Source organism: Nocardia sp. NPDC059154 (assembly GCF_042755705.1).
In the GTDB taxonomy this organism is placed as follows: Bacteria; Actinomycetota; Actinomycetes; order Mycobacteriales; family Mycobacteriaceae; genus Nocardia.
Window position 1 is genome coordinate 228230 of sequence record NZ_JBHZCS010000003.1, and the last position, 19824, is coordinate 248053.

Sequence of the window (19824 nt, forward strand, 5' to 3'; positions counted from 1 at the left end):
TCTACCGCACGAGTGTGTCCGGCGTCATACAGTCTCGCTGAGCAGGACCAGATTTCGCCGCCACGCAGCGCATTTCCCCACGTAACGCGGCAGGTGCTCGGAGGCGAACGCCGCGGGCGACCACTCGAAGTCCTCGACCTCCGCGGTCCAGGCATAGGTCCACGCGTATCCGACCCGCTCCCCCGCGTGCACGGACACCGGCAGCAGATCGTATTCGTCGTCCTCGAAAGCGTCGAGCACCCGCCACTCGTCGGCGGTCAGCCCGGTGAGCAGGTACCCCTCGGTCACGGAGCCGGTCGCGGTCACCAGTCCCGGATACGCGCGGCCGGGCAGCGCGGCCGCCCGCCGCCCGATCGAGCGCGCGCGTTCCATGGCCGGTACCCGCCCGATCAATTCGGTCAGCACCGGGCCGAATTGCAGAGTCCCGTAGACGAACAGGGGCTCACCCGCCGCCGGTAACCGCGATCGGCTCCACCGTGAACCGCGGGGCAGCGGAGCGGGGAGTTCCCGAGAGTCGGGGCTGGTCATCTGCCGGCCGTACGGGCGAAAATGCCCGCGTCGTGCGAGTTGATGATCGTCACCTGGTGACCGTGCAGCTTCCTGAGTTCCCGCAGCCGCCGCTGATTGGCCCGATAGGCCTCGCCCGCAATGGCTCCGGTCTCGTAGACCTTCCACCAGAACGGCGTGAACGGCTCCTCGGGATGGATGCTGGACTCCGCGAAGAACGAGTCGCCCGCGTGCAGCAGCCACCCGTTGCCGTGGTCGATCGCGACCCCGGCGTGCCCGCGGGTGTGGCCCGCCAGCGGCACCACCAGGATTTCCGGCGGCAGCCCGGGCAGGTCACGCACCGCGGTGAACCCGAACCAGTCCTCACCGCCCTCGACCTCGTTCACCATCCACTTGGGCCCGTGCGCCCACTGCGCGGCCCGGTAGCGCAACCGCTCGGACAGGGTGGGTGTGGCGGTGGCGGCACGGAATTCGGGTCCGTGCACGTGCACGGTGGCCTCGGGGAAGTCCGACAGCCCGCCGGAGTGGTCCAGGTCGAGATGGGTCAGGATGACGTGGCGGACATCGCGCGGGTCATAGCCCAGGCGCTGGATCTGGCGCACCGCCGTCTCGGCCTCGGCCGGCTTCGCCCCCAGCAGGAAACGGCCGGCACCCACCATCTTGCCGGGCTGCCGCACGGCCTCCAGCCCGAACCCGGTGTCGACGAGCACGAGCGCGTCCCGGGTCTCGATGAGCAGGCAGTGATCGATCAGGCCGAATCCCATGGTGCCGCAGTTCAGGTGGTGAATCTGTAAACTCTGTACATGTTCATATGGAGCCACGCCGTAAGCGTACGTACCGCCGGACGCGGGGGTGTTCTGTGAGTATCCGCGCGGTGGTAGCCGCCCGCGTCTCGCACGTGCAGGGCGAAGAGAAGACCAGTCACCACACCCAGAGAGACAAAGGTGACGGCTACGCCGAGTCGAAATCGTGGACGGTTGTAGGCCACGTGGAAGACCTGGACGTGTCCGCTATCAAGCTGTCCCCGTGGGAGCGGCCGGACCTCCGTTCGTGGTTGGACCGGCCCCAGGACTGGGATGCACTGATCTTCGCCAAGACTGACCGGGTGTTCCGGCAGGCTGACGACTCGTTCGCATTGACGAAGTGGGCTAAAGAGCATCGGAAGATCCTGGTTCTGATCGATGACAACATCTATCTTGATTTCTTCACGCCTGAAGACCAGCAAGACCCGATGACTTCGATGATGACCCGTCTTTGGTTGTTCATGGCTTCGTTCTTCGCTGAGATGGAAGGCAAACGCTTCCAGCAACGTGCACAAGACCGTATCGCTTTCCTTCGGACTACCGACCGTTGGGGGTACGGTATTCCTCCGTACGGGTTCCTGGTTGTTGACCACCCTACCGGGGTGGGTAAAGCGCTGGGGCATGACCCGGAGGCGCAAGAGAAGCTGCACGAGATTGCCCGGATGCTGTTCTCTGGTATGTCTAAGACGGCTATCGTCTCGAAGCTGGTAGCCGATGACGTGCCTAGTCCTCAAGAGTGGGTGCGGCTCCGAGCGGGAAAGAACCCGAAGGGTACTCGGTGGGGGCACAACTCTTTAACCACGGTGTTGACCAGTCCGGCTACTCAGGGCATCAAACTTCTTGACGGTAAACCAGCACTCGACAAGGACGGTAACCCGGTTCGTGTTGGCCCTCCGTCATTCGATGATGAGACTTGGGCCCGGATTCAATCCGAGATGTCCGAGCGTACCCAGAGCGGACGGTCTCGGAGGCACAGCAGTAACCCTCAACTCGGTGTGGCGTTCTGCCCGAAGTGTGGCAAGAACGCTGGGCAACGGATTCAAGAGTCATCGGCTGGACGGGTTCACAGGTACTACCGGTGTGCGAACACACCGCGTCCGTGTGCGGGTAAGGCGGTAGTTGCTGACGTGTTTGACCGGGCGGTAGAGACATTGTTTCTGCGCACGCATGGTCATCTTCGGATCAAGGTCCGAGTGTGGCGGGAAGGCTCTGATCATTCGCACGAGCTTGAACAGGTCAACCAGACTATCGAGAACCTCCGGGAAGACCGCCGGTTGGGTTTGTTCAACAAGCCGGCGGATCAGGAACTCTATCGGTCTCAGATGACATCGCTTCTTGCACGACAAGAAGCTTTGTCGGGTATGCCCGTGGTTAAGTCCGGGTGGGTAGATTCGTACAGTGACGAAACGTATGCGGATATTTGGGGTAGGTCTGACATCGAAGAGCGCCGTAAGATGCTCGTAGATGCCGGATTCCGCCGCCCTATCAACATTGAGGATGCTGCGACGGATCTTGATTGGGTGGCTGAACTCGAACAGGCATCAACGGATCTCGCGGAATGGTCCCTCCGAGAGTCTCCGTTCCCCGAACGGCCCTGATACGCAAAAGACCCCCTCCTATGGGAGGGGGTTCTTTCGTTTACGCTGCCTGGAGCGACTCCAGGTCAATCACGTCTTCGTCCAGCATCTTGGTTTCGTGTTCCAGGAACTCAGGAGACTTAGCCTTCAACAGCCGCGGCGTACGACCCTCGATACGGACCACAACACCTTCATCAACGAGCTTGCCAGGCTCCATCGGGACCGCGAAGCCTCGGTAGATACTCCAGTCCTCGTACCGCTCGTTCATGTACTCGTCTACATCGAATTCACCCGCGAAGCCCTGCCAGAGAAGCGGTACAGACTTCAGGCCCAAGTCTCGGCAGAACTCCGTGACCTGTTTCCAAGAGAGGTCAGTAACGATGCCCTGGGGGTTCACGTGGACAACCCGGTACACGTACAGCTGGGACTTACCCTTGGGCATCTGGTAGGTATAACCCCGCTGAATCGGCTCACCCGAAGGTGTCCAACCTACGAGTTCGCCATACACGATGAAGCCGTCCGGGATCAAACCGTCAAGCTTCCTACCCTCACGGGTCCAGATGTCCGAGTCGTAGAAGTGGTTCTGGTCAAGGTTCGCGTCCTTGATCACACGGCGGGAGCCGTAAACCGAGTCATACTCGGTCTCCTGGATCTTGGCACCGATGAACCGGCCGAACTTGTCCCGCAACGTCAGCTTTCGCTGAACCAGCGGCCGGCCAATACGGATAGACGTACCGTGAAGCTTCTGAGTGACGTACACGTAATCGAAGTCGTTGACTACGTGCTGCATCCGCCACCAGTTACCGGTGTCGAGATGCTGAGGGAACATCCGGTTGTCCACCCGGGAATCGCGGTGGATCGGAGCCTGGTTGTTCGGCTCTTTGGACCGCTTCACTTCGTACTTCTGGCAGATCGGGACACCGTGCAAGGTGTCGAACGTATCGCCTTCCTTGAGCTCACTCGGATCAATGCCCGTGAACGCCAAGGACGAGAGCGGCATGAACAACGCATTCGACCGATGCCCACCAAGCTTGATTGCCTTGACCCGGCGGTTGTCCTCCAGGTAACCGCGGGTCTCGTGGTCCCGGTTCAGGTTCTCGTGACGGTACAAGTTGTTCTCGTGTGCGTACTCGTCCGAGAGCTGCACCTCTGCCGGGAAGAACACGCCAAGGTCCCCAACGTTCCATTCTTTAGGAACGATTGCCTGGTGACCGTACACGGGAACACCAACGATCAGGTCCCGGCCGGCCAAAGGCACAATCGCCTTAATCGAGGTGACCACACCCGCGTAGTCGTCGTTCTTCGGCTTGTCAAGATTCAAAGTCGCTACCTAACTATGTCCAGTGAATGAAAAGGGCTAGCAGCCATGACAGCGCTAGCCCGAAGAGAATGAAGTACATTGGGTATACGTGTTTCAATGCGTCATACACCCTTGTGTAGGCTTGATCTGCCGGGAACCGGCATTGTCATAGCGGCAGGTCTCAATCAGTTGTTTAGCCCGCGCTCGTTCTAGACGATGCGTTATCTTCTTCGCTGTCCGTTTCTCTTTCGAGTGGTATTTCACGTACTCCGGTAGTTCGTGATCGGTCTTGCTCAAAGTCTGTCCCAGTGCCAATCGGCCAGGGTTAACCCGAAATGTCCGGAGGCTATAGCGACTTCCACGTACCAGAGCCAATACATCAACAATCCCTTTCGAGATCCTTCATTGTCTGAAGAGCCTTACGGATAAGCTCCCAAGCTCCATCCCCGTATCGGTGTTCGATCCATCGAATAGACCTGTCACGGCCCCAGCAATGCGGGCCGAAAAGCTATATAGTCCGCAATCACTCCGAGCATCCTCGTAGCCTCACCGTGGATCGCTTTCAACTCGTCGTTGCCGAAATCCTCTACGTCGTAGCGCTCACACACATCGCAGAACTCGATATCGTCGTACAGACGACCTATTGCGATATCTCGGGCAATGTCCCGCATCTCTTGGGTAAGTTCTGCCATATCAGAAACCCCTCATTATTTCCTTGTACTTCTCATCCGACATGAGTTGCATCGATTCGGGCGTAATGCTCTCCCCGTAAGTGACGAGTCGGTATCGCAGAACCCCCGCCGCACGGTTGCAAGCTAGACATCCCCGGGTACGGCATGTCATTAGATTCGGTTCGCGTAAAACGTGCCCGCGTAGGCACAGTTCCCGGTTAGCCTGTTTGTTGTTACCGTGCCGTACTGTGTCGTGATTGTTCTCGGATGGGGTGTCCCAGCGGAGATTTCCAACAACGTTGTTTGTCTTATCCCCGTCGTTGTGGCAGACAATCGCACCCTCAAAATAGCTATCTGCCAGGAAGGTACCCGCTACTAGTCGGTGAATCCGGTACCGTACTCGTCTACCGTCCCGCTGTAGTACCACTTGCGGGTAACCCCTAGAAGAACCGGGCTTCAGGATGCGGGTACGAATAGTGCGTTTTCCGTCGTTATGCCATCTCTTCTGTGGGACCTTCCGAGATAGGGAACGGACTCTACCCAGGTCACTAACTTGGTAAAGACCATTCCAATCGTCAATATCTATCCACTCTTCCGTCAAAAATCGCCCTCAGCACACTGGAAGCACTTCAATCCGATCCGCCTCCACATGTCGACGACTCGGTTACGGTCGTCGAAGACCCCCAACACGTAGTAATTCGGTGCGATCTCGTCTCGGAGGATTTCGTACTTAACGATGGAGTCGTCCCGGTTGTCACCGTCTGAGCGCATGAAGAGCTCTTTCGGGAAGATGCCGTGAGAGAGCAACCATTCTCGGGTAGTTTCTCGGCACTCCGCTTTTCGACCTGACACGATGAGTGGACGGGCACCATAGTTGTTCGCCGCGTGCAGAATCCACTTAACAACCGGATCTATCACATCTTCGTTAACCCGGGAGTAGTCATAAGGGCTGCGCCCGGTCATGTGCGCTAGCGTCCCGTCGATATCGAAGATGAGTGCTTCCTGTTTCGACTCGTCAGGGACATACGGCTCAAACATCGTATGATCGGTCGGCTTGATCTCCGGCCACGACTCAATCGGGAACTTCTTGCCGAGCTCTCGAATCACGTTCGGGGGTACAAGCCTTCCTCCGTCGTTGAACCGCACCATGTTGCGGTGCAGGCACTTATCAACCGATGTAGGTACATCCATCACCGAGAAGCCAACGTTCATGTTGGCAGCGATGTCCGCCCAGCGCTGGGCGTACTTCTTTTTCAGGTGTGTGTCATCGATGATGACGGAGTGTCCCCGGCGGAGAAGCTCTTTAACCGCCGCGGTCTGAACCTTGGTGATGTGCTCTTCTTGCTCGAAGGTTCCGATCCCTTCGACGTTCCAGAGAAGCGCTCGTAGGTCATCACGTGAGGGGGCTTTAGCCCGCTTGTATGGATCTTCCTTGACCCATTCACGGGCACGTGTGGTCTTACCCGAACCCGGGTAACCCCGGGTCACAACAATCTCAGTCATCGCTTAGGTTCTTTCCACTTTGTTTGAGTGCGCAGGATCACCAGCGGAGTACTCGGCTTCTTATCGAAGGCATAAAGAAAGGCTCTGCCCAAAATGAACAGGGCCATAAGAAGTATCCCGATGATGCCTGCCCAGAGGGCAAGCCAAATCAATGCAGCCAGTACCCTTCGTCTGTCTCGTCTGCAGGAGGTTCTGTAACCGAGTACCCGACCACGGTTAGACTTACCGCGGTCCTAGGGACTTGATCGAACTGGAATGGGGGCATCCAGTGTGTTCGCTCAAAGTCAATACGCGGTGCTCGATCTAGGCCCATCTTGAACGGGTTTTGAAAACCTCGGATCTTCACGTCGAATCCGTCAATATCGTTCCCGTGAATCTCGATATACGGTTTATTCAATGGACCCAAGTCCCTTCGCCGTAGTTCATCGGGGCTTCGGTGTAGTGAGTGACTCGGTAGTCTCCGAGTTCCATACTGAGTGTCAGGAACTCCGCATAGTCCCGAAGCGTTGGGTATGAATAGATGGTTTCTCGCCAGCGCGGATCACGCTTGAAGTCGAGTTCAATACCCCCGCGCGGCTTCAGTTCGTACGTGCACTGGTCAGTTGTGATCGTTACCCCGGTCTCATCTCCATGAATCTCGAATCTCACTGGGGCCGACTCCTCCACACAATGCAGTCAGAGCCCTTCGGGAGCTTGAAGAAATTCCCCCAATCCTCACCGTCCGGACCAAGCTCGCGATACCAGATGTCCATCCGGTATGCAATGTTCCCGTTAGGCAGCAACCAAACCTCTGTGGTTCCGTACATCACCCTTCTTTCCAAAGGTCTCGGGCATCATCCCGGAGGTTCCGAAGGATATGTTGTGCGCGAGCGATAACCGCCTCGCGGTCTATCGCCGGGATATCCGGCCCTTCAAGGTGCCTCCGGAGAACTACGGCCGGGATATCCCGGCCTAGAATCTCATCAACGATCCGGTACGCGATGATCCGCTCAGACTTGGTTAGGTCACTCAACCTGTAACCCCTTCGGTATCCGGTACGCGGTAACCGTGTACTGAATGACATCTTTCGATAGGTGGGTTACATTGCTGATGGTGTATGCATCAACCATGCCGGTCATGACTATGTGCCAGTCTCCATCGAAGATGACCATTTGCAGTGGCATATTGTCCGGGTTCAAGAACAAATCACCTCCGCCCCCTTACTGGCCTTTACCGCTGCAATGTCCTCGGTATACGCGGCATTGAGATAGATAACGTCCGGGGCGTAACCCCGGAGCGCTCCCGGATCTGCGGGTACAAACGTCATCCAATGCCCGGAGACGTGTTCGATAACCCCACCATCGTTCGAACGGTTGAACCGGTGGACCAGATCTGAGACCTTCTGATCAAAAGCCGTTTTGGTAACAGTGTCGAACATGCGCCGGGTATCCTCCCGGGACCGTCCGACAACAAGAATGTTCTTGCCTTCGTTAAGCTCCCATATCAGGCCAATAGCTGTTAGACGGTTCAACGTCACGACCTCCCGTAGTTCGGACCCGAGAACTTCAATCGCTCGTCGTCCGGGTCCAGCAAGTCTTCGTGGTCACACCCCAGGTTGATGCACCTACGTCGAACCTTGTCCGCTCGTGCGGCGAGAGAGCTTGGTACCTGAATCATCCAGTGAGCGCACAACGGGTTTGCCTTCATTTTCACCACCCCGAAATCGTCTTCGAACGCTTTCACCCATGTCGCTAGATCTTCGAGCACGTCCGGTTGTTCAGCAGTCAAATCAGTACTCCGTAACCTTGATGAAGGTTGTTTCCGACTCATGGTCGGTCATGAATTCACCGGTCGGAATGAAGATCCGTCCGTTCTCATCCATGACCGCAATCGGGTAACCGGCTGTTCCCTTGATCCCGAACTCTTTACGGGCTTCGTCGGTAAACTCGCATCCCTTGATCATGCGGCTATATCTCCAATCTCGTATCCAAGTGCTTCCGCAACAGCGCAACCCAGGTCCCGGGCGGCCGGCGGAGTTACCGCGTTACCGGCCTGTCGTACTTGCTCACGCTTGTTGCCAAGAATCGTGTATCCCTCAGGGAAGGCCATACCCCGAGAGATCTCATGCGGTTGCAGCATCCGAAAACCACAATCCTCGATCGCTCGTGAATGCGCTTCAGCGACACCGTGATGGTTACCCGCCGCGGCGAAGGTATCGAACGGGTCCGTAATCGGTTTGGCCGTGTTGTGGTTTCGGAGAGGGACCACGAACAAACCAGTTTCGTTCCGCGCTGTCTGAGTACGCAACGGCGAACTAGCGGACTGAGCTTGCTTACCGTCCCGACCTTCGACCGGGACCAGCAACCCTTCCATCTCCCGAGTCAGCCTGGTTCGCATCGGGTCAGTGACCGGGTACGAGTTCGAATGCCACGTACCACCCGCAGGAACCAGCTGGGGTACTCCGTAGAACTTCTCTACACCCTCCCGAATTCTCTGCATCGTCTTCGGAGCCAAGGGGCTAAGAGTGACTTGACCGGTCTTCTTGTCCTTGAACTCTTTGAGCTTCCGGTCTCCGATTCGTTCCGCCGGAATCGTCCAGTCGATAGCCGAAGCCGCGGGCAACCACGCGGGTTCGACCACAGCCCGACACTGAGCATTCGGGCACTGGTAGACGTACTGGGCCTTGTATCGGCCCCAGCGTTGATCCGGCTTCTTCCAGGATTGAACAGCCGCAACGATTGTTCCGCACCCTGAGCACCACGCGTTAGGTCGCGTCCACTTCTCGACATCCGGTGCAAGGTCTCCCTTGCGATGGAAGATCACGTACATCCGGTCCCGCGATTGCGGGGCCGGCTCACCGTACGCCCCAGCGTGCATCGAGTTCAGGTAAACAATCTGGTGGTTGTATCCGAGAAGATCCATAGCGTTCAGCCACGCCGGGAACATCACCCACTTCGCTGCATCCACGACGTTCTCAGTGATGATTGCTCGGTACTCGTGACGCTCTGCGAATCGCGGGATGTCCCACATCGTTGCCCGTGAACGCTCCGCGGCGTCATCGGGCAGAACCTCACCGTTCTCGTCCGGGTTGGACCCGTGGTTCCGCTTCTTACCGGATGCTTGGCTGTGGTGTGTGCACTCCGGGGAGCCCCAGAGGATATCCGTCTTCGGAAACCTCCGGGGATCGATCTGCGAGATATCCGCACACACATGATCGGTGTGCGGATGATTAGCACCGTGTGAATCGATTGCAAGCGGCCAGTGATTAGAAGCAACCCGGACACTCATGCCCGGGACATAAGAAAGGCCGGTAGTTGAACCACCGGCCCCGCAGAAGAGATCTGTAATTGTAAGTGTCAAATGTCCTCCGGTGTGCAAACTCGGGAGATCCCGGCCCCTGCTATCAGCTTCGAACACGCATAGCAGGGCTTGCGGGTGATGTAGAGGGTTGCGTCTACGAGGTCTTCTCTGTCGCAGTAGAGCAGGGCATTAGCTTCGGCGTGTACCGCCACACAATTTCCGTATGATGATCCCGGGGCACATTCCGAAGTTCTTCGAGGGCATTCCAGACAGCCGGGTTTACCGGCTGGTGCTCCGTTGTAACCTGTAGCTCGAATCCTCTTATCTCGTACAACTACAGCTCCAACTTTGTCTCTATGGCAATCAGAGCGGGCGGAGACCGCCCGCGCTATGCCTATGAAGTACTCATCCCAAGTCGGACGACTCAATCAAGAACCTCGGTGAACGGGCCGTACATAGCGGTAGCGCTGAAGTTATCCCAACCGTCCCCATAACTCAGGTCGGAGTATGTAAGCCACTTTTCACCGTCGTGGCTGAGAAAATCTCCCGTGTGGTCCTTAACCCGAACATCGGTGGGGACGTCATCGAGGGATTCCCACTCGCGGGGCGTATTACGGATCACCTGAACATCGGCACTAGGAGTCCAGGTGATCACGGTATCAACCGCCGTGAACGGGGCGAGGATAATCATAGCCGCTTCATCATTGAGCGACTTCGTCAGACCACCGTCAACACTGCGGATGAAGTGGCGCTTACCATGCAGGTTGACCCACACAACTCCGGCTTCCTCCGCGGTGTAACCCACCATGTCCGGGACATCCGCCCAGTGATGCCACGGACCCTCGTAGGAGTCCTTCACGGTCTCCGTCTGAATGTCGCTGTAGGTGGTCTGGTTGACCAGCTCTTTCTCCCAATCGGCAAGCTCTTCGGTCTTCGAGATAGACCCTACCGAGTACCAATAAGGGGACGAAGCCTTGACCGAAACTGAGTCAATGAATCCGAGTTCCCGGAACGTCTTACCGTCAACCGAAGCAGTGATCACACCGCCGTTAGCGAACTTCTCGTTGTGCTCGAAGCTACCCAGATCGATAGGTCCGCCGTTAGCGCGCTTGGCCCATCCCCGGCGCTCCAGCTCTTCGACTACAGCGCGGACACCTTCCGCTTGTCCGGCCTGATCAACCGGAGGCTGATCCTCCCAAACCCAGACATCTTCCTCGGGAAGGTGCCGGTCCCACTCGTCAGAGAAGATCTTGGCAAGCTCGAACAGTTCAGCAGTATTAAGGGTCATTACTAAACCTCCATCATAAACGTTGCAATGAAGCTGACTTCATTCGTGTCATGGTTCAAGTGCGCGGTTAGCTGTGCATTCGAGGGAAATCCTTCCAACAGAAGGTACATATCCCCTACGGTCAACTCCCCGTAGTTCGGTACTGCCAGCGTTTTCACGGTGGTAATGATCAACTCTTCATCTCGTTTCTTAGTCATGGCTTGCTGATTGCCAGTTGTCCCCGGGCGGTCCAGCAGACACCGGGAACTCGATAATTTGTCCGCCACGGGCGGGTATGAAGCTGGTTTCCATCAAACCCATGAGATAGTCACGGCACTCTTCCCAGTTGTGACGCGGGACCGAGAACAGCATCGCGTCATGGATCTGAGCTTTAACCCGGCGGAGAACACTCGGAGGCATCCGGAGAAGCGCGTCACAGACGATCTCTCGGGTACCGTTCTGGCCTTTGAGTGCCGGCGCTTGCGTGAACTCCCTGCCTTTCTCCACCCAGAGTTTCCGGCCCCACTCGTTCATGACGTAGCCGCGGGCGGACTCTTTACGTACCTGGTTCTGCCAGCGAACCAGTTGTGAATACGTGGAATCCATACCAGCACAGAACGTCTTAGCGGTCTCGACTGGAAGCCCTGAAGCACGAGACAATCCATTCGGCCGGCCACCGTATGACCACCCGTGACCGAGCGGCTTAGCGAGTTGCCGGTAATGCTTCGGGTCCTTCGATACGGTCTCTTCTCCCCATGCAGATAAGGCGTTGATCATGTGCCCGTCTGCACCAGGCTCGAAGCGCTCCGCGTACTTCCGGTCACCCGAGTACGCTGCAACAATCCGGGCATCCGCGTTCGAGTAGTCGAGTTCAAGCAACACATCATCCGGAGAATCCGGGATGAAGTACGACTTCTCGACAGCACCCTCGCCGCGGCTCGTCCAGATCGTTAGACCTGGTTCTGTGGTGCTCCATCGGCCGGACCGTTGGAGCATCGTGATATCCGGATGCACAAACCCGTCAGGATGCGTGGAATCCAACGCGAGTTGAGCTAGGGAACGCTGGCCTTTCAGCTCGGACAGCGCACGGCCCAAGTCCTCTGCCGGAGTACCTTTGGTGAGGTCAATGAGTGCATCCCCACCGAGTGACAACCCGAACGCTGGCGGAAGCGGATTCGCTCGGAGATCCGCCGCTTTCTCGGTATCTCGGATGATCCATCGTTCCCGGGCCTTAATCGACCGTGTAGGGACTTCTCCGGCTTCTAGCTCCCGTTGCCACTGCTGGACTTGTTCGTCAAGCTCCGTGGCTTTCAGAAGCGATTCCGCCCGCTTCTCTTTCCGCTTCTCCCAAACCGGAGTCTTCGGCCAATCAGGCTTGGACTCCGGAGTAATCCCATGATCGGCAAGAGCCGCCAGAATAGCGGCCTTGCCTTCGAGCGTGTCCCAAGGTGAATCGCCCTCGGTCGGCAAACCGTACTTGCTCTGAAGCTCCGAGAGAATCACTTCACGACGAGCCCTGAGCTCTTCAACCCGTGCAGTCGCTACCGGCACATCAACCCGGAACCCGTTGGACGAGATGACCGCTGCACGAGCGGAGATCTCTTGCTCACGCATCGCGTACACATCCAACGGACCGAGCTTCAACAACGCTTGAGCAACAACCCGTGATGCCTGAACGTCACCTACCAGGTATTCGCGGTACCGCTCATCATCGATAGGGATACTGCCGAATCCACCGAACTCACGAGCTAGCTCTTTCAGGTCATGGGTCTTACCCGGGACTCCGAGCTGGTGTGCTTGCTCGTCCAGGGAGAACCACCGCTTCATCTTCTCCGGCTTGTCGGCAAGAGTGTTCTTCCCGAACCGGTTGATGAACGTATGCGGTGCTGGATTCACCAGAGCGGCATGAGTCCACGTGTCGTACACCCGCTTCTGCATCGCGAGCTCTAGCGGCTCGTCCGACTTGATGCCGAACACTGCCCGTAGATCGAACGAGTGGATGTTGTGTCCGATGATCCATCGGGCTTTTCGGATCTGTTCGCGGATCTCGTCAACGTCCGTGGTTAGTACTACGTCTCCGTCGTTCCATGCATACCCGATGAGCCGGACGAACTCTTCCGGCTCCATCGAATACATGAGTTCGGCGGAATGTGTCTCGATATCGAAGATGAGGGTTCCGCCCGGCAACTAGTCCCCCAGTCGCTTACTTAGCAAGTCGGCTACTTTTGCATAGGCGTCGGCTAGTTGGCGATCACGAATCCCTTGATAGAACATTGAGCTACGAGAGGCGTACTCGATTGCAGCCATCGTCTCTTCACGAGAACCTGGACGCATATCAATCCTCCTTGTGATAGGTGTTGTTCACGGTGCGGGAAACGGTGGATTTGTTGACATCAAACGAATCCGCCAGCGTCCGATGCGAGAAGCCCTGAGAGGCAAGCCGTCGAATGAGCTCCACCTCTCGGGGGCTCAACTTCTTACGGTTGTCGGTCTTGCGCTTGAGCGTATTGACTTCCGCGTCAAGCTTTGCGATTACTGCATCCATAGCCGAGATTCGGTCTTGTACAGAAACAGTCTCGGGGAAAGAGTTGTAGAAGCTCATTGCGCTACCTCCGACCCAAGCGAGAGCTTGGGCGCGTATGGACAGCTCCGCTGTCCGTCGAATGGCTAGTGGTTAGAAGTGATCAGTAGGGCGTGCGAAGGTTCCGCCGCCCGGAGCGCTGCCCTAAGCAAAGCGTTCTCCGCTTCGAGCGCTGCAAGCTTGGCGGAGATATCCACGCCGTTGATTAGGATCTTATTGTCATTGATAATGACGCTACTCATAAGGTTCCTTCGAAAGGCCCGGGGGTGACCCGGGCCGTTAAATGTCTACTTACCGGGTATGGCTACTTCGCTGCCTGAAGCTTGTAAGAGCCGTCCTTGTCCTGGTTGATGAAACGACGATTGCCGTTCGAATCCTCGTAGGCGTGCCACACCTTGCCGTTCTTCTGGCTGACACCGGTGACGTACACGTAACCCTCCGGAATCGCCGGGAAGTCGGCCGGCGGCTTCTGAGCCGCCTCGTTCGTCTTGGAGCTCTGCCGATCCGCGTTCTCCGGCTTGTTACCGCCGGTCTGCTCAACGAAGTACTTCGAAGCCTTGGCAGTCTGCGCCATCAGCTCAAGAAGCTTCTTGCCGTTGTCACCCATCATCTGATCAAGAGCGTCAGACACGTCCTTGGCATGAACCACGATCCACGGGTCCCCGTACCCCTTGCCCTTGAAGGTCGCAGTGACCTTGCCATCCGCAGAAGTCTCCACGGTGGCGGTCATCGGAGCGGGATTCGCCGCGGCCTGGGCCTCATCAGCAGGGGCAGAATCAAACGGGTTGTAGTCGGTCAAGAAATAACCTTTCCTCGGATGAAAGTCACCAGTCGTCCAAACTGGTGGTATGGGTCAATCTGGGGTGGCAACACGTTGTATAGATGTGCGGCTGTTACCGCACCGAACGCAACGGTTGTCCACCGGTTAGAGATCAGCTGTCTATCTACTTCCTCAGATAGCAGCTGTCCGGGTTTGCATGTGAGTTCGTGGACTGCAACGAAGGCGAATAGCAAGGTCCACGCTTGCTTACCTGTCAGCATTCGATAACCGGGATCCCTGCCTTTCGAGCTTCGGACATGCAATGCCGGGTGCCACGGGATTCCCCGCGAGGGAAGCCGAGACACACATCCGGCTTCGGGTCCTCGTGAACCATCTCGGTATTGCGCTTAGGTCCAGCGGCTTTGCCGTAGGTATCCCAATCAGCGGGGCGCTTCTGTTCCTCTACATAACTGCAACGGTAGTAGTTACACCATTGGCTAGCTTTGGCGTCAGCCCCGGAGGGGCAATCCCCGTGCCGGACAATCAGCCGCTCCCCTTGCTGGATTGCTATGTCCAGCTGGGCATGTAGCGCCTCGTTAAGTATGTGGAACTCTTCGAAGTTTCGGGAACCGGTGACGAGTACTACTCGTACGTCATCCATGACTAGTCCGTGAGGGCTCGAACCAGCGTTGCGAAATCATCATCGAACCGGAACTCCCGCTTACGCCCCTGCGAGTCCTTGTAAGTGACATCCACTACTACCCAGTCAAAAGCGCATGTCTCGCATCCTCCACTGGACATCACCCTCTCTTCGAACGAGTACACCTCCGCAATATCGAGGTCTTCGGTAGTAGCGAGGTGCTTAGCAACTGCATTCAGGAACGCATCGGTGTAAACCTTCAACTTATCTCCTATCGTATCGGGCAAGAAGAGCCCCGGCACTCTTCGTCCACGCCATCGGCAATAGATGTAGCGGTAAACGCTTCATACTCTTCGCGGGTGATTCGCTCATACGGCGCTTGAGGCATCGAGGATTCCGGAAAAATCGTGGCACCCTTAAGCCGTCCGCTGAAGTACTTGAGGGCGCGGGCAACACCTTCCGGTGTTATCCAATCCGGATCGATATTCGCTGTGAAAGACACCGCGTTGTCGGCCCAGTAGGCTTGGTACAGCGCTTGCACTGCGAGCATTTCCCCAAGCGTGAGGTCATCAGCGCCTTCAACCACGTCTTCGGCAATCTCAGCGCCGTGGATGTCCTCTACCGCCTGAACCAGAGTGTCTTTGGTAGGGATCGAGACAACAACCGTGTTGTCCGCGTACTGGTCTTCCTCGAAGGTGTAGCCCTGGTCTACCAGGTTCCAAACCTGCTGCATCTGGTCTTCGTCCAGCTTCGAGAAGCGGATACGCCGGATGAAGTACTTCGAGAAAATCGGGTGGATTCCCTCGGAGACTCCGGCAAGCTTGGCAATCGTCCCGGTCGGTGCAACCGTCGTGGTTTTTACCGGTTTGGGAATCCGGAGCTGATGGGAGTAATCGCCGGCCGCTCGATCAACTACGTCCTTGAGGGATTGCAGCGTCATAGCGAAGCTATACCCCTCGTATTCCTTCGTATCACCCGCTTGTGAGTACTTGACCCCTCGCATAGCGAGATAAGAAGCTGCGCCCAGGTGGCCTACGCCGATACGCCGGTTACGGTCAAGAACCTCACGGGACTTAGGGTCATTCACATGAGCGAATGTTGCTCGAATCAGAAACCGAGTCATAAGCCAGTGAGCTTCCAACAACTTATCCCAAGCTACCGTGCTGTCTTCCTGAACAAATGCGGCCAGGTTCACATGCCCGAGATTGCAAGGTTCGGATGATTCTAGGGTGATCTCTCCACAAGGATTCGTGCAGATAACCGGGTTAGGCTCGTCTTCATTCGACAGTGACGAGTCCCAGAAACCTGGCTCTCCGTTCCGAACCATGCCGGTAGAGATGGCATGCATCACCATGTCTGCGAACGAACCCTGTTCATCACTCGGGTGGGTTAGTGCCTCCCAGAACTCGGAGTCAACCTCTACTGAGATATTCGTAGTCCAGTGCGAACCCGTATCAGCCTTGATGTTGATGAACCGGTAGATCTGCGGGTCTCGCCAGTGCATCATTGCCATACGAGCGGACCGGCGCACACCGCCGGACACAACGCACTCGGCTAGAGCGTGATCAATCTCCATCGCGGTAATGCCATCGAGCGGCGTACCCGAGATGTTCGAGAAGATCTCTCCGACCTGACGAAGCATCTTCGCAAGCGGAGCGGGGCCGCTTGCTGTACCTCCGAACGTCTTCAGCTTCGATCCGGCAGGCCGGACGTGTGTCACGTCGTACACACGGTGGAAGTTCTGGACGTCTTTGCGGTAGTGGGTCTGGATGAGATCCACCAGCGCGGAGGCCCAACCCTCGCGGGAGTCCTCCACCACGAATGAGCCAACCCATTCCGGCGAGTACCGCTCGGAGAGAAGCCCCGCGGCCTTCATGGCCTGATAGTCGGGATGCGACGGGTCACAAACGATCTGGACTGACAGAGGAAGCTGCACCGGGTCATACCCGGTAAGGAACCGGTTCGAGTAGTTCGCCCCGACTCCTCCGCCTTCCATCAACCGCAAAAAAGTGAATTCAAAGTGGTCCCAAGGGTTTTCGTCCCAGCCACTCACCCAGCAATTGAAGAGATGTTGAGCACCTTTCACGCCGGAAGCCCACAAGTGGCGGCCGGCAGGAAGGATCTTGAGCTCTTCCATCATCGATACGAGCTGGTCTCGCTCGTCTGGCTCGTGGTACCGCTCCGGTACCAGAGCTAGGTTCCCGTCAACCACCCGGCGAACTGTCTCCGGCCAGTCTTCCTTAGTTCCATCTGGCTTCGTACGGGAGTAGGTCCGCTCGTACACAAGCCGCCCAGTATCTGTAAATTCCAAGTTATTCCTTATCCAGTTTTGCGATGTCTACACCGCTCCGGCGGTACGTCGTCCATTCACCATCGAACTTGTATCCGCGAAGCGTCTTGATCAAGTCGGTTGGCAACCACCGGAACTTCTCTCCGGTTTCAACGTCAGTGACTTCGATTCGGTAACCGAGTCGGGAATACACCAAACCGGTAATTTCCATCGTTCGATGCTGCGTCTCGGTCACTTAGTCGCGAACCTAATGATCCCCGCGAGCCCGAACAACACAAGCGCGAAAGCCCACGGAATCCACAACGGTGCGGTAACCCACCACCAGGACCAATCAAGGTTGTTAGTCAGCTTGAAGGCCAGGAACACACCGAACAGAATCCAAGGAAGCGACGTGCCCGCGGACACGGTCACCGAGTTAGTGTTATGCATTCCAGCAGTCCTCTCGGTCGTACTCAGACCAGTTGTCAACCAATGCCGGACCTTCGTCCGGGTACATCTCCGGCTCTACCCAAGACCGGTACATGTCAATGCCCGGGATGCCGTTGAACTCGGAATCAAAGATGTTCTTGGAGCTCACGTCATTCGGGAACACCCGGCGCTTACTGCCGGGTCCGTCACCCAGGGTCTTACCCGGTTCCGGCGTGTACCCGTCGAACAACTGACGGATACCCGCGTTCGTTTCCTCGGTCAGCGCTTCGATAGCGCGCTCACGCCGCTTCCGCTCCGCCGGCGTCATAGTCTCGCCATCCGGGCGCTTGATCTTTTCGATAGCATCCGCGTAGTTGTCGTTGCGTTCCCGCAACGCTTCCATACCCCGGGTGATGTCTTCGAGAATCTCCGGCCAGCGTGAGCGGCCGGCTAGCGCGTCTTTGATGTCTCCCACCGAGTACTGAACCTGATTGGAGAACCGCGCGTTATCCGTCCGGATCCCGGCTGCAATCTGGTGCCCGTGACTAGCCGCAAGCTGTAGGCATTCTCGCCGGGTTGCCCGCTGAAACCTCTCCGCGACAGACGGACGGGTTAGATACCAGAGCCAAAGCTCTTGCGCCAAGTCATCGGATTCGATAACTCCCGGCCACGAGTACGTGACCCATTCAGAAGCCTTCTTGAAGACCTTGTCTAGTTCCTCGTTGTTCATAATCTCCCGTTAAATGTCAATTAATAGCCCACACGGAACCGTCAACAATGAACTTTCGGTTCTCGATCGGAACAGCCATCGGCTTAGTGTGCTGTCCGTCGATATCCAAGATCCCGAATCCTTGTTGCCAGTTCGCGGCTGCACCCTTCAGGTAGCCAGCAAGCTTCATGTCCATCAAGTTGCCCACCTCGAAGCCGTACACGGTCTTCGTGACCTTCGAGTCGTACCCGAACGAGTACGGCTGGACACCCAACCTGTGAGTGTGACCCATAACCACAGACTTACCGAACCGCTTGGCCGCGGTCAACGCGGTCTTACCGGCTTCCTGAGACAAGCGGATACCGCCTAGATGCCCGTGGGTGGAAACCCACCCGGGAGCAATCTCGTAGAAGTCTGGCAACAGCGTGATCCCGAACGAATCGAAGTCCATAAGCGTTTCGATGTTGAACGCTTTGACCGATGCCAGCGCCGGAGAGTACTTGTTGAGGTAGGTTCTCGGGCGTTCATCATGGTTACCTTCGTGGAAGCCGACCGGGCCGGCATACACCGCTCGGAGCGGCTCGAAGATCTTCCGCTTACCTTCGTCTACATCTTGTCGAAGATCCCGCTCGAACTCTGCCCGGGTGTCCTTCGACCACCGGGATTGTGCCGGGAAGTCCATGACATCACCGATGAACACGACTTCATCGGGTTGGATATCCCCGATGCACTGGATTACCGTGCGGAGCGCTTTCCGATCATGAAACGGGTACTGAATATCTGAGACGATAAAGATCCGTTTCGTCAATCAAGGACCTCCGTATACGGTCCCCACTCGTCTCGGTGCGGCGGCTCACTGACAAGCCAAATGTCCCCGCCAGCATCCGTAACCCTGAAGACTCCACGCGGGATGTCCGCGAACCGCTCCCATACACGCGGCGTAGGCTGCGTCTTAGGGGTGACCTCCCATTGAGCTCCCTGGAACCCGATCTGAATCTCTTCGTACGCCTTCTCCATCGGAGACTTGGCCTTCGTGGCATCACCCCAACCCAGGAACATTCGGAGCTGGTTCTCAGCATCCGGCGCTGCCGGGTTGAACGTGGTAACCCCTAGCCGGTACAACTCTCGAAGCTTGAACCAAAGACTCTTGCCCAAGTCTTCAACCAAGGTATCCGGGTTCTTCTCGCCGGCACGCACGGTGTACTTCACGTCGCTTGCCCGATTATGGGGCAGATCCTCAATCATGTCGATCAATTGTGCGCCGGTTTTCGACCGGTAGTGCGAAGGGTTGATGTTACTCAAAACGTCACAACCTCCTGATCATTCTCGATTGCATCCGCCAGCGCGTTCAACCCGCGCTGTGAGCCGAGATCCATAAGGATTCCCACCACATACACCGGGTCGGAGTCCCACTCGACAGTGACGATTGCCGTACCGCCATCAGGCGTAGCCGTAGTCAGCTTGACTTGATTCACTCACAATCCCCTACATAGTCGTAATCAATCCCGTAGTCGTAGTAATCGTCTTCG

Annotated in this window: 23 protein-coding genes; 1 reads left to right on the plus strand and 22 read right to left on the minus strand. The window is 57.0% G+C overall.

The window, feature by feature from the left end; genetic code table 11:
• Positions 1–24: 24 nt before the first annotated feature.
• Together ACFXN1_RS04660 and ACFXN1_RS04665 are read right to left on the minus strand one after the other, a co-directional pair.
• The gene (locus ACFXN1_RS04660; RefSeq protein WP_379436639.1) at positions 25–528 is read right to left on the minus strand and encodes a gamma-glutamylcyclotransferase family protein; all 504 of its coding nucleotides are present in this window, start codon (positions 526–528) and stop codon (positions 25–27) included.
• Positions 525–1271, minus strand: coding sequence for an MBL fold metallo-hydrolase (locus tag ACFXN1_RS04665; RefSeq protein WP_379463489.1), 747 nt, complete (start codon positions 1269–1271; stop codon positions 525–527). Before ACFXN1_RS04665 ends, ACFXN1_RS04660 begins: the two co-directional genes overlap by 4 nt.
• 95 nt (positions 1272–1366) lie before the next feature.
• Here ACFXN1_RS04665 and ACFXN1_RS04670 point away from each other — a divergent pair, with 95 nt between their 5' ends.
• Complete coding sequence (locus tag ACFXN1_RS04670) at positions 1367–2908, plus strand: recombinase family protein (RefSeq protein WP_379440601.1); 1542 nt, start codon at positions 1367–1369, stop codon at positions 2906–2908.
• A 40-nt stretch (positions 2909–2948) separates the two neighbouring features.
• On the opposite strand, the gene ACFXN1_RS04675 is transcribed toward ACFXN1_RS04670, so the two are convergent.
• The 20 genes from ACFXN1_RS04675 to ACFXN1_RS04770 all read right to left on the minus strand — a co-directional run bounded on the left by ACFXN1_RS04675 (position 2949) and on the right by ACFXN1_RS04770 (position 19770).
• On the minus strand, positions 2949–4208 hold the full coding sequence (locus ACFXN1_RS04675) for an RNA ligase family protein (RefSeq protein ID WP_379440603.1): 1260 nt from the start codon (positions 4206–4208) through the stop codon (positions 2949–2951).
• A 458-nt stretch (positions 4209–4666) separates the two neighbouring features.
• Positions 4667–4879, minus strand: a complete 213-nt coding sequence (locus ACFXN1_RS04680) for a hypothetical protein (protein ID WP_379440604.1) — start codon at positions 4877–4879, stop codon at positions 4667–4669.
• Position 4880: 1 nt separating this feature from the next.
• Positions 4881–5459 carry an NUMOD4 domain-containing protein gene (locus tag ACFXN1_RS04685; RefSeq protein WP_379440606.1) on the minus strand — a complete coding sequence of 193 codons (579 nt, stop codon included), beginning with the start codon at positions 5457–5459 and terminating at the stop codon, positions 4881–4883.
• The gene (locus tag ACFXN1_RS04690; RefSeq protein WP_379440607.1) at positions 5456–6361 is read right to left on the minus strand and encodes an AAA family ATPase; all 906 of its coding nucleotides are present in this window, start codon (positions 6359–6361) and stop codon (positions 5456–5458) included. Before ACFXN1_RS04690 ends, ACFXN1_RS04685 begins: the two co-directional genes overlap by 4 nt.
• Positions 6362–6754: 393 nt before the next feature.
• Positions 6755–7009 carry a hypothetical protein gene (locus ACFXN1_RS04695; protein WP_379440609.1) on the minus strand — a complete coding sequence of 85 codons (255 nt, stop codon included), beginning with the start codon at positions 7007–7009 and terminating at the stop codon, positions 6755–6757.
• 526 nt (positions 7010–7535) lie between these two features.
• The gene (locus tag ACFXN1_RS04700; RefSeq protein WP_379440610.1) at positions 7536–7877 is read right to left on the minus strand and encodes a hypothetical protein; all 342 of its coding nucleotides are present in this window, start codon (positions 7875–7877) and stop codon (positions 7536–7538) included.
• Positions 7878–8129: 252 nt separating this feature from the next.
• Positions 8130–8303 carry a hypothetical protein gene (locus ACFXN1_RS04705; RefSeq protein WP_379440612.1) on the minus strand — a complete coding sequence of 58 codons (174 nt, stop codon included), beginning with the start codon at positions 8301–8303 and terminating at the stop codon, positions 8130–8132.
• Entirely contained in the window at positions 8300–9757 is a 1458-nt protein-coding gene (locus tag ACFXN1_RS04710; protein WP_379440613.1) for a DNA cytosine methyltransferase, read from the minus strand. Before ACFXN1_RS04710 ends, ACFXN1_RS04705 begins: the two co-directional genes overlap by 4 nt.
• Entirely contained in the window at positions 9697–10068 is a 372-nt protein-coding gene (locus ACFXN1_RS04715) for a deoxycytidylate deaminase (protein ID WP_379440614.1), read from the minus strand. The genes ACFXN1_RS04710 and ACFXN1_RS04715 overlap by 61 nt, the downstream gene beginning before the upstream one ends.
• On the minus strand, positions 10065–10928 hold the full coding sequence (locus ACFXN1_RS04720) for a hypothetical protein (protein ID WP_379440616.1): 864 nt from the start codon (positions 10926–10928) through the stop codon (positions 10065–10067). The genes ACFXN1_RS04715 and ACFXN1_RS04720 overlap by 4 nt, the downstream gene beginning before the upstream one ends.
• 189 nt (positions 10929–11117) lie before the next feature.
• A complete protein-coding gene (locus ACFXN1_RS04725; RefSeq protein ID WP_379440619.1) occupies positions 11118–13094 on the minus strand; it encodes a DNA polymerase in 1977 nt (658 codons plus the stop codon).
• 148 nt (positions 13095–13242) lie between these two features.
• Entirely contained in the window at positions 13243–13509 is a 267-nt protein-coding gene (locus ACFXN1_RS04730; RefSeq protein WP_379440620.1) for a helix-turn-helix domain-containing protein, read from the minus strand.
• Between the two features lie 283 nt (positions 13510–13792).
• Positions 13793–14287 (minus strand): hypothetical protein, encoded by a 495-nt coding sequence (locus tag ACFXN1_RS04735; protein WP_379440622.1) that lies wholly within the window; start codon positions 14285–14287, stop codon positions 13793–13795.
• Positions 14288–14911: 624 nt separating this feature from the next.
• Positions 14912–15151 carry a hypothetical protein gene (locus ACFXN1_RS04740; protein ID WP_379440623.1) on the minus strand — a complete coding sequence of 80 codons (240 nt, stop codon included), beginning with the start codon at positions 15149–15151 and terminating at the stop codon, positions 14912–14914.
• A gap of 8 nt (positions 15152–15159) precedes the next feature.
• Positions 15160–17199: a ribonucleoside-triphosphate reductase, adenosylcobalamin-dependent gene (nrdJ, locus tag ACFXN1_RS04745; protein ID WP_379440625.1), complete on the minus strand. Its 2040-nt coding sequence runs from the start codon at positions 17197–17199 to the stop codon at positions 15160–15162.
• A gap of 1 nt (position 17200) precedes the next feature.
• A complete protein-coding gene (locus ACFXN1_RS04750) occupies positions 17201–17413 on the minus strand; it encodes a hypothetical protein (RefSeq protein ID WP_379440626.1) in 213 nt (70 codons plus the stop codon).
• A gap of 186 nt (positions 17414–17599) precedes the next feature.
• On the minus strand, positions 17600–18316 hold the full coding sequence (locus tag ACFXN1_RS04755) for a hypothetical protein (protein ID WP_379440628.1): 717 nt from the start codon (positions 18314–18316) through the stop codon (positions 17600–17602).
• Positions 18317–18332: 16 nt separating this feature from the next.
• Positions 18333–19103, minus strand: a complete 771-nt coding sequence (locus ACFXN1_RS04760) for a metallophosphoesterase (RefSeq protein ID WP_379440629.1) — start codon at positions 19101–19103, stop codon at positions 18333–18335.
• Positions 19100–19540, minus strand: a complete 441-nt coding sequence (locus ACFXN1_RS04765; protein ID WP_379440631.1) for a hypothetical protein — start codon at positions 19538–19540, stop codon at positions 19100–19102. The genes ACFXN1_RS04760 and ACFXN1_RS04765 overlap by 4 nt, the downstream gene beginning before the upstream one ends.
• A gap of 53 nt (positions 19541–19593) precedes the next feature.
• The gene (locus ACFXN1_RS04770; protein WP_379440633.1) at positions 19594–19770 is read right to left on the minus strand and encodes a hypothetical protein; all 177 of its coding nucleotides are present in this window, start codon (positions 19768–19770) and stop codon (positions 19594–19596) included.
• Between the last annotated feature and the right edge of the window lie 54 nt (positions 19771–19824).